Annotated in this window: 13 protein-coding genes and 2 pseudogenes; 7 read left to right on the forward strand and 8 right to left on the reverse strand. The window is 36.6% G+C overall.

The features are described from left to right. Positions 1–438: 438 nt before the first annotated feature. The gene (basB, locus tag HJG58_RS09675; RefSeq protein WP_170248725.1) at positions 439–2,469 is read left to right on the forward strand and encodes an acinetobactin non-ribosomal peptide synthetase subunit BasB; all 2,031 of its coding nucleotides are present in this window, start codon (positions 439–441) and stop codon (positions 2,467–2,469) included. A gap of 69 nt (positions 2,470–2,538) precedes the next feature. Here basB and HJG58_RS09680 read toward each other — a convergent pair whose 3' ends face one another. Beyond that, on the reverse strand, positions 2,539–4,386 hold the full coding sequence (locus HJG58_RS09680; RefSeq protein WP_170248710.1) for an AMP-binding protein: 1,848 nt from the start codon (positions 4,384–4,386) through the stop codon (positions 2,539–2,541). A gap of 393 nt (positions 4,387–4,779) precedes the next feature. Between HJG58_RS09680 and HJG58_RS09685 the strand changes: the two genes are divergently transcribed. Together HJG58_RS09685 and HJG58_RS09690 are read left to right on the forward strand one after the other, a co-directional pair. Further along, entirely contained in the window at positions 4,780–5,640 is an 861-nt protein-coding gene (locus HJG58_RS09685; RefSeq protein ID WP_170248711.1) for a siderophore-interacting protein, read from the forward strand. A 193-nt stretch (positions 5,641–5,833) separates the two neighbouring features. Then, positions 5,834–6,520: a pirin family protein gene (locus tag HJG58_RS09690; protein WP_170248712.1), complete on the forward strand. Its 687-nt coding sequence runs from the start codon at positions 5,834–5,836 to the stop codon at positions 6,518–6,520. Between the two features lie 34 nt (positions 6,521–6,554). Here HJG58_RS09690 and HJG58_RS19205 read toward each other — a convergent pair whose 3' ends face one another. After that, the gene (locus HJG58_RS19205; RefSeq protein WP_375143860.1) at positions 6,555–6,800 is read right to left on the reverse strand and encodes a hypothetical protein; all 246 of its coding nucleotides are present in this window, start codon (positions 6,798–6,800) and stop codon (positions 6,555–6,557) included. A gap of 111 nt (positions 6,801–6,911) precedes the next feature. Further along, positions 6,912–7,535, reverse strand: coding sequence for a helix-turn-helix transcriptional regulator (locus HJG58_RS09695; RefSeq protein WP_046812566.1), 624 nt, complete (start codon positions 7,533–7,535; stop codon positions 6,912–6,914). Between the two features lie 256 nt (positions 7,536–7,791). Here HJG58_RS09695 and HJG58_RS09700 point away from each other — a divergent pair, with 256 nt between their 5' ends. Continuing rightward, the gene (locus HJG58_RS09700; RefSeq protein WP_170248713.1) at positions 7,792–8,760 is read left to right on the forward strand and encodes a threo-3-hydroxy-L-aspartate ammonia-lyase; all 969 of its coding nucleotides are present in this window, start codon (positions 7,792–7,794) and stop codon (positions 8,758–8,760) included. A gap of 97 nt (positions 8,761–8,857) precedes the next feature. Here HJG58_RS09700 and HJG58_RS09705 read toward each other — a convergent pair whose 3' ends face one another. The 4 genes from HJG58_RS09705 to HJG58_RS09720 form a co-directional block, all read right to left on the reverse strand. Then, positions 8,858–9,472, reverse strand: coding sequence for a M17 family peptidase N-terminal domain-containing protein (locus HJG58_RS09705; protein ID WP_170248714.1), 615 nt, complete (start codon positions 9,470–9,472; stop codon positions 8,858–8,860). Between the two features lie 17 nt (positions 9,473–9,489). Then, the gene (locus HJG58_RS09710) at positions 9,490–10,950 is read right to left on the reverse strand and encodes an alginate export family protein (protein WP_170248715.1); all 1,461 of its coding nucleotides are present in this window, start codon (positions 10,948–10,950) and stop codon (positions 9,490–9,492) included. 106 nt (positions 10,951–11,056) lie between these two features. After that, positions 11,057–11,971 (reverse strand): glyoxalase, encoded by a 915-nt coding sequence (locus HJG58_RS09715; RefSeq protein ID WP_170248716.1) that lies wholly within the window; start codon positions 11,969–11,971, stop codon positions 11,057–11,059. 38 nt (positions 11,972–12,009) lie between these two features. Then, complete coding sequence (locus tag HJG58_RS09720) at positions 12,010–12,435, reverse strand: DoxX family protein (protein WP_086265788.1); 426 nt, start codon at positions 12,433–12,435, stop codon at positions 12,010–12,012. 332 nt (positions 12,436–12,767) lie between these two features. On the opposite strand from HJG58_RS09720, the gene HJG58_RS09725 reads away from it, so the two are divergent. The 3 genes and pseudogenes from HJG58_RS09725 (at position 12,768) to chrA (ending at position 15,263) form a co-directional block, all read left to right on the forward strand. Beyond that, positions 12,768–13,619 (forward strand): LysR family transcriptional regulator, encoded by an 852-nt coding sequence (locus HJG58_RS09725; protein WP_170248717.1) that lies wholly within the window; start codon positions 12,768–12,770, stop codon positions 13,617–13,619. 119 nt (positions 13,620–13,738) lie between these two features. Further along, positions 13,739–13,834, forward strand: a pseudogene (locus HJG58_RS19025) (chromate resistance protein ChrB domain-containing protein); the annotation flags it as partial. Positions 13,835–13,910: 76 nt separating this feature from the next. Further along, positions 13,911–15,263 carry a chromate efflux transporter gene (gene chrA, locus HJG58_RS09730; protein WP_170248718.1) on the forward strand — a complete coding sequence of 451 codons (1,353 nt, stop codon included), beginning with the start codon at positions 13,911–13,913 and terminating at the stop codon, positions 15,261–15,263. A gap of 64 nt (positions 15,264–15,327) precedes the next feature. On the opposite strand, the pseudogene HJG58_RS09735 reads toward chrA, so the two are convergent. Then, a pseudogene (locus tag HJG58_RS09735) lies at positions 15,328–15,567 on the reverse strand (TetR/AcrR family transcriptional regulator); the annotation flags it as partial. Positions 15,568–15,822: the final 255 nt, after the last annotated feature.

Genomic DNA, 15,822 nt, shown 5'->3' on the forward strand with positions numbered 1-15,822 from the left:
GCCCTATTCTAAGGATCGTTTTTTTCATCTTTAAATTATTTTTGCCGAACCAATTTCGAATTAAATAAATATTAATCAATTACTTATTATTTATTTTCTATTTTAAAAATTCGTCATTCTCAATTGGCATCATCTTCTTGCAAATAATAATCTTGATGTAAATGAGAATCAATTATAGTATGTTTAAAGGTAAAATGTAACCCTACTGTTACATCAGTACAGTTCATGTGGACATCAACTCATTAGAAAAAGGTCAATTTTTGCAAACAAGCAAATCTATAACATTATGAATTATATGAAATTTAATCTAATGTAAAAAATTTGCGAAATAAAATTGATGAAAATAGCCATTTGATAAACCAGGATTCATTTATGTTGGAACAATTTTCCAAATCGCCCTCTCTCCTTTCGGTTACTGATTACGAAGAACATATCTGGATGTTGCAATTACAGCAGCCTGAACAAGTTAATCGACGTTTTAATCTGTGGAAAGTTAATCAAGGTTTAGACATTCAACTGCTGATTAAAGCAATTCAAGACATTATTAAAACTACACCTGACTTAAATGTCCGTTATACATTTAGTGACGAAGGCGATTTATACAAATATCCATTTGATGACTATTCAGCTTGCCTAGAATTAAAAAAGAGCAATACAGAACAAGTATTTGAGCAGGTAGCTACCTTAAAAGCGCAATCATGGAATGCCGAATTTCATCCCCCTTTTTTTACAAGTCTCGTAGAAACTGAACAAGACTATTTTCTTATTTTAGCGCTACACCCGATTCTTGATGAAAGCTATCAAAAGTCAGATTTCATTCAGGCCATACAAAATAGATATCAACAATATTCAACCAATAATATGCCATTGGTACTAACTGAAATTGATATCTCACATCATCTAGATACAAGTTTCGCAAAAGCGTCAGAAGAACCTAACCAAGCTTATGTTTCAGAAATTATTTTAGAAGAGTTCCGAAATACTCTCGCTGAACCAGAAATGAGCCAACATGATGACTTTTTTGATTTTGGCGGCCATTCACTCTTAGCAACACGAATTATTGGAAATCTACTTAATAAACATGGAATTGAGATTCAATTTAATGATTTCTTTAAATCTCCATCTGCTGCTGATTTAGCCCAATATGCTTTCGTTAAATCTGCAAAAACTGAAAAATCCACCTTACAAAGTGTCGATAAAGCCCCGCTTACTTTAGCTCAAGATTTCCTATGGCAAGCTTATTCTGCATTCGATTTTAGCCCAATTTATAACTTGCCATTTGCCGTAGAATTCCTTGAAGAAATTAATGAGAATATTTTCTTTCAAGCATTTACAGATATTGTTGAGCGCCATGCAGGTTTACGGACAATTTTTAATACCGACAATGGTCAAACCTATCAACAGGTTATTCCTACGTCTGAACTTAAACAATTCAAATGGTTTTGGAATAGTGCCGAAAGTCACGATGCAACGCTTGCAAGTGAAGCTTCATATAAATTTGATTTAACCCGCGAACTTCCATTAAGAATTCGTTTAATTCGAAATGCTAAAGGTCGCCAAACTCTATCATTCTTAGTTCACCACATGGTGATTGATGAATGGTCTTTAAATACGATTATGGCTGACCTTGCGCATGCTTATCTTGCTCGCTCAAATGCTCAAGCACCAAACTGGAAGGCACCTGCCCAATCTATTCTTGATTTTTCTTTACTTCAGCAAAAGCAAGGGATTAACCAAGACCATCTAAATTATTGGACTAACCTGCTAACAGGAGCAACCAAAGGTTTATACCTCCCTGTTTCACAACATGAATTAAATGCTGAAAAGGAAAAACCTCCAGTCCAATGGCTCGAACTTAAATTTGCACCAGAAATGCATGACAAGCTCCTCGCATTTTCGAGACAACACGGCTCTTCTATTTTCGCGGTTCTCTATACTGCTATCGCCAATGCCTTACAGCAACAAGGTGATTTAAAAGATATTGTGATTGGTACTTCTGCTTCTGGACGAACTGATCCTGAGTTTTTTGATACAGTGGGTTACTTTACGACCATGGTTGCGCATCGCACACAGTTTAGCCCTTCAGATTCATTCCAATCGTTGCTTCACAATATCAGCAGAATGATTAATACCTCGATGGCCTATGCAGATATTCCAATCAACCATATTCAAAATGCGTTAGGGATGAGCGCCGATGAAGGACTGTTATTTGATGTGTTTATTCATATCCATTCAAATAACGCTTTAAACGGCGTGCTCAAAACCCCTCAGGGACAAGACCTTCCCTATCGTCAGATCTTGCCAGAACGTGATGAATCGATGTTCGGATTGCATTTTGAAATTATGGAAAATGTGATTGATGGACAACATCAGTTAAGCATGATTATTACTTATCAAGCCCACCGCTTCCCGACTGTAACAGTGCAAAGTATCTGTGAAAAAATTAAGGCAACCTTAGCTCAAATCTAGTTGCCCTAAAACCAATCATGTGCTTAAAAGCAAACATCTCAACTCCGCTTTTAAGCACATTTCAATTTTCTATTTTATTTGCTGCTCTACTTTATTCACTACATCCTGAATTGTTTTGCAGCTAATGAGTGTATAAAAATCAATTTGTGTATTAAGCTTCTGAGAAAGTTTATGAGCAATACTCATGAGTTGTTTCGGACGAATGCCTATCGCTAATATTTCACTTCTATAAAAAATATCCATTCTTTCAGCTTGGCTGTCAGCTATGCATTCACGGAAAACCGATAACACCGAATCTCCTACCTCAGCGACTGATAACTGTGTTTTAGAGGAGTTTGTAGACAACATAGAAGATACATAAATTTTCCCCTGAGCGATTTCTTGCACAGCTTTACGATCAATTTTTCCATTTCGGGTCAAAGGTATGGTTTCGACGACCAGATATTTCGAAGGAATATGTGAACTTGGCAAATGCACTTTTAAAAAGTTCTTTAATTCGGGGCTATTTAAGCGAGTAGTTTTGTATTTATTTTCTAGAGTATAAACGGCGACTAACTCTTGAGTTTCAGTCGTTGGATGTACACAACTTACTATCACACAGTTATGAATATACGGGTGCTTGGTTAAAGCATTTTCAACCTCGGCCGCAGAGATTCTCACACCTTTTATTTTTAAATAACCTTCCTCACGTCCAGCAAAAATAATATTTCCATCTTCCCTAAAATATCCTTGATCACTCATGCGAAAAGCAGTTTGAGTTTCATTTTCGCTCACTTGAATATCAACGAAATCTTTATAATAAATTTCCCCATCAAGTAAATAACCATTTGATAAATTCAGGCCGGACATATACATCGTACCGACCTCGCCCATTTGGCAAGGCTTCAGATTTTCATCCAAAATAAAATAACGGTTATTTTCTAAAGCTTTTCCATACGGAATAATTTCCTGATCTTGCTCATCAATTTCATGCCATATACTCCAAATTGTGGTTTCGGTAGGTCCACCTAATGAAAATAAACGAGCGTTAGGCAATTGTTCTCTTAACTTCGAAATGAGTGAAGGTTTGATATAGTCGCCGCCTTGGGCAATTAAACGCAAAGACTGTAGTTGTTCTTTTTGAGCTACACTGAACAGCATATCAACAATGGCAGGCACACTGCTCCAAAGCGTAACATTGTAACGATCTACAAAATTGGCCCAGATAACAGCATTTTTACTTTGCTCAAAGGATGGCACCACTAAAGTTGCACCCACTGCCATTGAAGCAAATACATCAAATACCGACATATCATGATGAAACGGTGTTACCGCCATAATTACATCGTCGGCAGTGATTCTCCATTCCGAGATCGTCTGTTGTAGCGTGTTTTCTGTGGCTTGATTATTTAAGACCACACATTTCGGAGTTCCTGTACTTCCCGAAGTATATAAATAATAAGCTGGAAGTCGGTTAATTTCGGCATTAAAGCTCGGTTCAAACTCAGTTGTAGCCGATAAAATTTCATTAATATTTAGGTTTTGAACACCTGCAATGGATGAGTCACTCACCACAACATCTGCCCGACTATTCTTCAATAAATAGTTCAGTCTTGATGGCGGAGAATCTATATCTACAGGTAGCCAAATGATGCCAGTAAGCGCACATGCCAAAGCGGTATAAATATGCTCAGGACTTTTTCTCAGGCAAATTGCAACAACGGACCCTGTTGCCAAGTCTTGCATTTTTAACGCATACATAACTTTGGCGACCTGAGTCCCTACCTCAGCATAACTAATGCTACGGTCTTCAAAAATAAGTGCTGTTCGATGGGAATTTTGTTCAAAAATATTTTCATAAATTCGCTTTAAGAAATTTTCTACGTTGTTATTTTTATCATTCGTTTGCCCTAAATTTTGACTCAAATCTTTTAGCATTTATCTTGGTCCTCACCCTATTCTTTATGCAATACCACCCAACCTAATATTCAAAACAAAGTTATAAAAATGTCGTCTTTATCGCTGTTTGTTTGAATAATAGATATCCCAGCACAATAATACAAATGATAATCATTTACAATTAATATTAAGAGAAATATCAATTTTCCCTTTTTAAGGAGTTATTTATAAAAAATGATAAATATCAAAAAATAAGATAATTTTTAACCTTAGGTCTAATCGTTTAGAGGTCTATATTTATGATCTAAAAACCATAATTAATAATGATTATTATTTACATTTAGAGCCAACTTGGTTATCGTAATGAATAGAGAGACTACATCTATATCAATTATTACGCTCTATATTAATCATGAAGCTTGGGTTATATGTATGACAAAAATTGCAGAAAAATCGAAACAAGAATATGGCGACTTACTAAAAGAAAAAGACCATTTACAAGATATGGAACAGCTTGAGATGACTATCGTCTCGATCCATACGCCGTATACGTCCATTGTAAGAATTCAAGGAAAAATCAACACATTACAGCCAGAGCTTTGGCAAGCTCCCAATTTGGCAATTCGGTTAATTGTGAGCAATCCGCCAGAGGGACAACCCATCTCACGCGTCTATACGGTCCGTTCCTTCAATCCTGTAAACGCTCAAATCGAAATTGATTTTGTTAAACATGAAGATTTAAGCCCAGCAATGGAATGGCTTAATTCAGCTCAAGTGGGTACAAAAATCGGGCTTATTGGCCCCCGCCCTCATTTCATTCCCAATTTCATACATAAAAAACATGTGGTCATGTTTGCCGACGATACGGCTGTACCCGCGTTATATTCGATACTGAATGAATGGGAAAATGGCGTAAGTGCTGATATTTTTATTGAAAGTTTTGAAAAAGATATTGCTAGCCAATTACCCCGTCATGACCATGTCAAAATTCATTCGTTCCATAAAGAACAACACACGCCACAAAAAGGTCTTCTTTTAAAAGCAGCATTTGCGCTAAAAACTTATGACAACATTACGATTTGGGCGGCTTGCGAACGCAAAGAAGCCAGAGCTTTACGCCAGTTTTTTCTAGAAGACAAACAGTTTAATAAAAATGACGTGCGTATTGCTGGCTATTGGAGAGATGGCGTATCAAGTTCAGAACTAGACATACTCCGTGCTCAACATTATCAGAAACATATTCAGCAAGGTAAGACATTGAATGAATATGATGACCTTGATCTAGCGAATTAAGATCAACAATCATTTGAATAAAACCTGCCTTCATGGCAGGTTTTTTTTATAATTCAAAATACATCTATAAATAAAAAAACTATACGATCATATCAATTATGCAACGACATGTTGCAGTTAACCTATTTTTTCGCCCTAAATAGAACATTACTATATTTCTCAAGAGATAAATAAAAATTTGGGAGATTAGATCATGAATGCTTATCTACATCGTGGTGAAGATCGAGGACATGTAAAAGCGGGTTGGTTAGAGTCTTATCACAGCTTTTCATTTGGTAGTTGGTACGACCCTAAATATATGGGTGTAAGCGCGCTACGTGTAATTAATGACGACCAGATTGATGCGCATAATGGTTTTGGTACGCACTCCCATGACAACATGGAAATCTTAACTTGTGTGCTAGATGGTGCAATTTCACATCGCGACACTATAGGAAATGAAGGACAGATTAAAGCGGGTGAATGGCAACTCATGAGTGCTGGCACAGGTGTTGCCCACAGTGAGATCAACAACACTGATACGCCTGTACATTTACTACAAATCTGGATTATTCCTGATGAAAGAGATGCAGCGCCAAATTACCAGCAAATTAATCTTGATCCGCGTAAAGATCCAAACAAATGGCATTTAATTGCAGGCCCTGATGCAAATGCACCAATGCATATTCGCCAAAATGCAGAAGTAAAATCTGCCGTGTTGGAAAAAGGACACGAGTTAACTGTTGATACGGTTAAAAAAGTGAACTATGTGCACGTGATTTCAGGCGTAGTTCGTATCGGCGATCAAGAAGTTAAAGCAGGCGACGCTTTAGTGTTTGAAGATAAAGCGACAATTCACGCAACTGAAGACAGTCAATTTATCTGGTTCGATTTACCTTAAATCATAAAAAAGCCCTTTGCATAAAAGGGCTTTTTTAATCTCCCCCGCCACCGCCGCCATCACATCCTCCTGAATCTGAAGACGACGATGAACAGTCATTTGAGTAACTAGAGCTATGATGATGACTCGGACTATTATCATGAAAATGATGTGTTGAAGAAGATGAATGATCATGCTCGCTAGATGGTGAATAATTTTTTAGATTTCTAAGCAGAGCAATTAAACAGATCAGTCCAATACTCGAAAAAATTGCAATAAATATAACAATAAATAACTTCAAATAATGACCTCCTAGATCAAGCAGTAGAGATGCTTGTTGCGTTCCTCTTTACTTATTTAAATCAGTCATACTTAATAAACAAGTTGTTTTTTGGTAGATAAGATTAAACTTTTAAGTTTCCTTTACATACAAATAGGCACTCGCTCTGGATATACCCAAATGTTGTGCAACCGTCTCCACAGCCTTTTTAATGTCTAATAAGCCATTATTCTTTAATTCGTGGATTAATTGTTTTCTCTCATTAAGTTTTAACATACGCGGTGTAGTTGCATGTTTTGATGCAAATTGATCAATATATCTTCGAATTGCTTCAGTACCATTCGGCTCTAAATTCTCAATAATGTTATCAGTTTCAATTTTAGTAAAATGTTCTAAAGCGCTTTGCATTCCTCTAAATAGGGTTAAATCAATATTCATGCATAACGCGGCCACATACTGACCCTCTTCATCTTTAATGCCAATAGAAGTACTTTTTGCAGGACGTCCATCCGCAAACTGGTTTGCATAGTTTGAAATAAGGTTTGGAAATTCTGGAGACATGATTCTAGCAAGCCCTAACTCAGTTGCTGGATCTCCAATTTTTCGACCAGATAAATTATTGTGTATTGAGAGTATCGCATGCTCAGGATTTGTTAAATCATGGACCACAACTTCGCAAAACGGAGATAGTGTTTCACTTAGCCCCTTCGCAATAGTATCTAGTTGGGTGAGTAAATGTTTATCACGATTGCCCAATGTATTTCCTCCTCATGACTTACTTACTATTTCAAACCCTAACGTAAAGTATGCCAATAGTAATTTAGACTTTTTATCTAATTTTAAACTTAATTTAAATCATAATCTTATATTCCACTGTTATCAAATTAGAAAATAAAATTAGACATTTTATCTAAGTGTATATATTTTATCTAAACAAGATAAATATTTTGTGTATTCATTAAGCAATACGAAATCTTGCATCCGAAAACATTGAATAGAATTAGGTTTAATTATGAAAGATTTAACCCTTCCAACTTATGAAGATGTCGCAGCCGCTGCTGAACGTATAAAAGGCTTAGTAAATAAAACTCCTGTTTTAACTTCACGTACTGTTAATGATGAATTTGAAGCAGAAGTATTCTTTAAATGTGAAAATTTTCAGCGTGTTGGTGCTTTCAAATTTCGTGGTGCAATGAATGCACTTTTACAATTTAATGAGGCTCAAAAAAAAGCTGGTGTGGTTGCTTTCTCTTCGGGAAATCATGCACAAGCGATTGCGCTTTCTTCAAAAATTCTTGGCATTCCAGCAACTATCATCATGCCCCAAGATGCTCCTGCAGCAAAAATGGCAGCGACACGTGAATACGGCGGTAATATTGTTGAATTTGACCGTTATACAGAAGATCGGGAGCAAATTGGAAAAGAAATTGCCGAAAAAAATGGTCTTACATTAATTCCATCTTATGACCATCCGCATGTGATTGCAGGTCAAGGAACGGCTGCAAAAGAGCTATTTGAAGAAGTTGGTGAGTTGGATTACCTCTTTGTATGTTTAGGTGGCGGTGGCTTATTGGCTGGCTCTGCCTTATCTGCCCGTCAACTCTCTCCTAACTGTAAAATATATGGTGTTGAACCTGCCCTAGGAAATGATGGGCAAATGTCCTTTAGAAAAGGAGAAATTGTTCATATTGATACGCCCCAAACGATTGCCGACGGTGCTCAAACTCAATATTTAGGCAAACTAACTTTTCCTATTATTCAAAAGAATGTAGATGACATTTTGACTGTAACAGACGAAGAACTCGTGACTTCTATGAAGTTCTTTGCTGAGAGAATGAAAATGGTTGTCGAACCAACAGGATGTCTAGGATTTGCTGCTGCCCGTAACTTAAAACATGAGTTAAAAGGCAAACGTATAGGCATCATTATTAGTGGTGGGAATGTCGATATTTCTAAATACGCAAAGTTTTTATCAGCTTAATAAAAGTCTTAAGTCTATCTATGATTGGTTTGAAGCCTCATAGATAGACATTAAATCTGAATCTTCTGCTAAAACAACTTTATTTTTTAAACGTGTATTAATCTTGAAGAAAAATTTTGGCAAAAGACACTATATATTGTTCAGCCTTAACCTCATAATTTTGAAAACCTGAATCAAATATCCACCTTTCAATTTCAGACTTTTTGACTAAATTTTGCAAATAAAGTTGTGTATGTCGGTCTAATTCTTCTTTTAAACTTCTTAGCATGAGTTCATTTAAACCAGAGGGAGGATTAAGGCCCGTATCTAAAATACTAGGAGCAAACGCTACACTTTTGAGTTCCAATTGATGGGCTGTTTTTACAGCAGTTTTTATCGCAGTCTCGATTCGCTCTAACGTAAAATCTTCTGGTGCACCCATTCCTATCAATAAAACTTTAGAAGCTTGTATGGTGGATGGCGTTTGATTTATTAAAAGAGCATCATTCAGTTTTGCGCTGAACCAGTTATTTTTCCGTATTTCATTTAGTCTTCCATTTAGAGCGTCATCTAAATGTGCCAAACCGCCCGAAAAAGAACCGTTATTTATTTCATGTTCAAAGATACAAGCACAGGAAAGTTCAACCTTGGCCGTGGTGCAATCCCAAGTCACGAGCTCAATGTCTAGATTTTGATAATGTCCAATTTTAGTTTGCTTCAAATCTGTGCTCATATTTTTCTCTTCTCGATTTACCAGCCATACTTAAGTTCAAGACCTAGATAATTTGAGTCTTTGCCTCCTGCTCGCTTAATCGTATCACCAACTTCAAAGTGAACCGCTTCGGCAGCCACAGACAAATTAGAATTTATCTTTTGATCTGCTCTTAGTTGAATATATGCTCCTGTCCAGCTTGAGCCTTGTCCTGCTGTGTTTGCCATGCTGTTATTACCTTGGAAATAAACCGCATCATTGGTAGTTTCACGCCATTGAAAACCTAGGGCACTTAACAGGGTGAGTTTATCGGAAGGTTTAAGTGTCAGAGATGGTTTTATATGAATAATATTGCTGTAACCACTATAACCCGCCAAAGTAAAGTATGAGCCGTTGGCAAAGAGCTGGTTAAATGTATTGAGTTCATTATCGTTGGCACTTTTATCGCCTGTGGCAATATCAAACTGGACACCTAAACGCGGCGACCAAGCTTGCTCAGCAAAGGTGTACCCAGTAATGCTACTAAGTCCCCATGCCTGAATAGATTGTGCTCCAATCCTTCCATGTTGAAGCATCCCCTCAATATCCCAATCAATATTATTCTTTTTGCCCATATGACGAACATCATATAAGTCTCGAATTTCATTACCCTTAACACTTGTAAAAGATGCATTATCTCGTTCATAACGCGAGTAATAACCAGATAACTCACCGCCCCACACATTTTGTTTATCGACACGAAAACCGCTAAAACTTAAATTTCGTTTCGAATGGTCATTAAAAGTTGAATCTTTTTCAATCTGAACAGGTCTGGTGAGATAGCCTAAAACTCTCCAATCGCCATATTCATAACCCGACCAAATACCATCAAAGGCTTGCCTAACATTCGGTCCTTCTCGATTCGAAATAAAGCGCTGTAAGTCAAAAGCCATCTCTTGACGGCCTACTCTAAACTTAAAAGTTCCATTATTGAATGGACTCACCCACGCAATGAAGGCTTGCTCTACATCGAGTCTATTCTGATCGGTACTACTAATATTCTTTTTATCAAATGCACGTGCATCACTAAGCTGAGTAAATAATTGTAAATGATCGCCAATACGAGCATCGGCATGAACTTGTAATCTTTGAATTAAATAGCGATCGGCTTGATTATTTCCACTGCCAAATCTCGCATTATTATTGACTTCAAAACGCTCACGAATATTTGCCCCCAATGACAAATAATTATTATTGCCAAAAGGTATATATTTGAAGTCGTCTCCTATTTTCTTTGGGACACACGGATTTTTTAAAACATCCCAATTTTCTTGCCAACGATTGTTTGAGATTTTTGGACGCGCTGGGCAGACATTTGTATTTGAAACTTCTTGTTCCGCATGAGCAAACTCATAGAGAAATAGGCTACCCGTTAGCAATGCACTCATTTTAATGATTTTAAGATAAGTTTCTGAGCATTTAATTCGAGATTTTCTATCATTAGAAATATGCTGGGCCATATTGTTATCCACGGTAATAATCGGTCATTGCAGAGACTTGGTCTTTTACACTCACATTGCCCCTAAGCAATATGAGCGTTGTTATATCAATCATTAAGTGCATAAATTATTTTAGGGCCGCATGAATTTCGGCAATATAACCACCTGGGAACTGTACCATCGCTGCTTCACGGCCATCTGACTTATAGGCATTCACCAAGACTGTCGCACCCGCTTTTGTCGCTTTATCTAAAGTTTCAGCTAGATTTTTAACTTCATAACCCGTCATATCATGCCCATATGGATATGGAAGATGGCCATCGGTGACCAACACTGTCATTTTGCCGAAATCAGATTCAACGCGAATACGTCTATACGTTTCATTTGGGCGCCCAATCTCTACACCAGCTGCCTTTGGATTATCTGAAACCACTTTACCATGCGAGAAATTGACGAACTTTTTAACGAAAGAATCTGCACTTTGTTTTGAAATATAAATACGATTTTCTGGAACCGTTTCTAACTTGTTATAGCTTGGTTTAGTCGTGTGCCAATACAGCTGCATATTCACACCGCCCGGCCACTGGATGACCGCATCACGCCCGATTGGGTCAGGAAATGCATCAACAATCACATCTGCACCGTTTGCCTTAGCTGACTGTACGGCCGCGTCCATATCTTTAACTAAATAGCCAGTTCGTTCCAAGCCAAAAGGATGTGGAATTGGAGTTTTAAAACCAAATACAGACAGTGTTCCTACTGGAGTCAATACAAGCTGGGAAATGGTCTGGCTTGGTGTTGGGGTCACCTGAAAAACACCCTGTTTAGATTTGGTGCCCCCAAATGTTGCCACCAAGCTATCAGTAAATTTATCAAAATCTTCAGGGTTAACATATACATGCGTTGTATCGTATTGAGGAGCTACACCAGGTGCTTCACTTTTGACACTTGTTGTTGTTTTGGCGAAAACTTGCGGAACAATGGCAACATTTGTGCCTACTAGCATTGTGCCTAGAAGCAAGGCTGATAATGATTTACGCATAAAAGACTCCTATTAGAATTAGATGCTTGAACTTATTGTTAGTTTGATTGTTGATTAGAAAGGATGGTGACCATAACCAGACCAGCGATGAGGCCAAGATGTTCGAAGAAACTATTAAACGTACTAAAAAATGCTGGGCCTGTATGATTCCAAAAATCGTTAGCTACAAGCATCGCTATTGCTGTTAAACAACCTAAAGCTCCAGCCCCTAGCCAGACAAAACGATTAAAAATAACAAGCAGTGAACCAACAATTTCAATAAAAATAGCTGTAGCAGCCCAGAGCCAAGCAGGTTGCAAACCAAAACTTGCCTGTTCCTCAACAGCCATGTGAAATCCGATTAATTTATTAATTCCACCGACTAAGTAAGCTGAAACTAAGGCAACTCGTAACAGTGGAAGTAAGCCATAAATTGATAAAATCTTTTTTACCCAGACTGGATTATTATTAATCAAGTAACTCATTTGTGTACCTCATTGATATTCCATATTTCCGATATTTAAAAAACATCCAATCTAGTATTAATAAAAATTATCTATTTAATATAAAAACCAATATTTAAATTATCTTTCGAACATTAGATAAAATATTTTTAATCTTAAAGCAATCATTTATATAGTTTTATTAATCACCAGATAAATCAAAACTAAAGATGATATATATAAAATCAAAAATAAACGTAAACTACTAGACACCTATTTAAATACAAACTGTATCCCCAAAAGATACAATGATTGATTAAGTAAAAAATCATAATATAGTTTAGCGACTCGCCAACTTAGCCTTTCAAAAATTAATGGATAAACTAGACTGTATTCATACTTTCATTAGCGTCGTTGAAAGTGGAAATTTCAGTAATGCCTCTAGAAATTTAGGTATTACTCGAGATCAAGTGTCTAAAAGAATTTTTTATTTAGAAAGTCTATTTAGTACATCGTTATTTATACGTAATACCAGAAAGATGGACCTGACTCGTTCAGGGGAAAAGTTTTATCAGCGTTGTAAAGTCATTGTTAAAGAATTAGACTTAGCTGTGAATGACTTCATATATGATCAAAAATATCCTGAGGGCATATTAAAAATTAGCGCCCCTCATGTTTTTATTCAAACATGCTTTTCAGATATTATTTCTAATTTTTTAATTCAATATCCGCACATAGAAATTGATCTACTATTTTCAGAAAATTCAGTAGATATCAATGAACATAAATTTGATATTATTTTAAAATTTGAAGAAGAAATTACAGACGTAAATACTTTCACTCTAAACCGCTATAAAAGAAACTTCTATGCGACTCCTGCATTTTTAAAAAAATATGGAAAACCTAAAAGTATAGAAGATTTAAGAAAACATAATATATACTTATATTCAAGATCAGACCTACAGAATAAAATTATTAACTCAGCTCCTCAGTTAATCTGCAATAATATAGAAATCCTTTTGGAGCTATGTAGGAAAAACAAAGGTATTTTATTTATTCCCGATTTCTTAGCAAAAAAATATGAAGATGATGGCGTTATTATTAATTGCTCACAAGACATCTTTTCACTAGAACTTCATTTTTATGCAACCACCCCTTATGGCTCAAAAATTCCAAAAAAGGTTCAGCTTTTCTTAGACTCATTGACGCAACATTTTCAAACTTAGAGCATTTTGAGTCATACAAAGCTATCTCACCGTAGATAGCTTTTTTCTTATAAGTATATAAAAAAGCTATAGTAATGATTAACATCAGTTAAACAATTATTGTTATATACTCAACTGCTCGTGATGGCGTCTATCTACTACCCATGAGCCATTCTGAAAAATTCGAAGCTATCGTGCAGGATGTATTCTCCAAGCAAGGTTCAGCTTATTCTTTCAAGCAGAAGCCACATTATTCGAATTGACCAATTATATCTTTGATGGCGTATATGCCGACTTAAAAAGAGAATGTTCATGATACAAGAAAAAGAAAATTCACTGGACTCGCCAGTTGAAGCTGTAAGTTTTTGGCGTGCATTCCTATTTTGGCTCAAATTAGGATTTATCAGCTTTGGGGGCCCAGCAGGACAAATCGCTGTTATGCATCAAGAACTGGTTGAACAAAAGCGCTGGATTTCAGAAAAACGTTTTTTACATGCACTTAACTATTGCATGCTCTTGCCTGGACCGGAAGCACAGCAGTTAGCAACTTATATTGGCTGGCTTATGCACCGTACTGCTGGAGGTATAGTTGCGGGTGTTTTATTTGTTCTTCCCTCGCTGTTTATCTTAATCGCACTATCATGGGTCTACGTGAAATTCGGTGATATTCCGGTTATTGCTGGCCTGTTTTATGGAGTTAAACCTGCTGTAGTCGCTATTGTTTTTCATGCAACGTATAGAATTGGCAGTCGATCACTCAAGAATAAATTTTTGTGGTTAATTGCTGCTATCGCTTTCCTTGCCATCTTTGTTTTAAATCTACCCTTTCCACTTATTGTTTTGGCAGCAGGACTCACGGGTTATTTTACAAGTAAGAAGTATCCTGAGTTATTTTCTAACAATGCTGGGCACAACAAAAGCCAAAATGATTATGGTGCTGCTTTAATTGATGACGACACTCCAACGCCCGAACATGCAAAATTCAGATGGTCACATCTCACTAAAATTCTGATGATCGCAGCGCTGCTGTGGTTTATTCCCGTGCTTGGGCTCGGCCTTTATTTCGGTTGGGATCATTCATATACCCAAATGGCATGGTTCTTTACGAAAGCAGCTTTACTTACCTTTGGGGGTGCATATGCAGTACTGCCCTATGTCTATCAAGGTGCTGTGAACTATTATGGATGGTTAAGTCCAACACAAATGATTGATGGTTTAGCACTTGGTGAAAGTACACCAGGCCCGTTAATTATGGTGGTTGCTTTTGTCGGTTTTCTTGGTGGCTTTAACCATGCCTTATTAGGTTCAGAACACTTGTTTTTAGCGGGTGCAATCGGCGCGACTATTGTTACTTGGTTTACCTTTCTATTCTCATTTGTATTTATTTTGGCAGGTGCACCTGTCATCGAATCAACACATAACGAGCTTAAGTTTACTGCGCCATTAACTGCAATTACTGCTGCCGTAGTTGGTGTGATTTTAAATTTGGCACTGTTCTTTAGTTACCATGTTTTATGGCCACAGGGCTTTAACCATCCTTTTAACTATGAGGCAGCATTCATTGCAATTGCAGCATTCATTGCCTTATTTCACTTTGAAGTAAAAGTGATGTATGTCATTTTAGCTGCGGCTATTTGCGGTCTATTTTTATACATTGCGATATAAAGAATTTATGATGTGCATAAGAAAAGAGTACGCATTTCGCTTACTCTTTTTTTATGTTGCTGCTTTAGCAGTTTCTTCCCCAAAACAACTCTAACACCATATCTCTTTCAGCCAGACTTTTTGAGCTTAAAGTCTGTAGCATCAATCCATCTATCAGGTTTAAAACCATATTGGCACTGGGTTTTAGTGCGTTGGTTTCCAAACTCAATACCAGATCAAAGAGTTCTCGAAGCAGCCATTTGCGATATTCAACTGCCATGCCATAGGCTCTCGGATAAAGCTGTTTTATTTCAAAGAAGGCTTTAATAAAATATGGATAAATAGTGACTAAGTTATTTTTAAAGTGGAATTTATAAAGGTAGGAAGTTTTTGGAGTATAAGAGTTTTTTTGAAGTAGAAATCCATTAGTAAATTTATAGGATCCTATTTGTAACTATATAAGTGCATGTTTAATAAATAAAAGAACAATAATAATACAAGCCATGGAGCCTGTAAATTATTTTGTGTAAGTTCCATTTTTTATAAATGATCTTTTAATCGATCATCGAACTGAATCGTA

The organism is Acinetobacter geminorum (assembly GCF_013009345.1).
Taxonomy (GTDB): Bacteria; Pseudomonadota; Gammaproteobacteria; order Pseudomonadales; family Moraxellaceae; genus Acinetobacter; species Acinetobacter geminorum.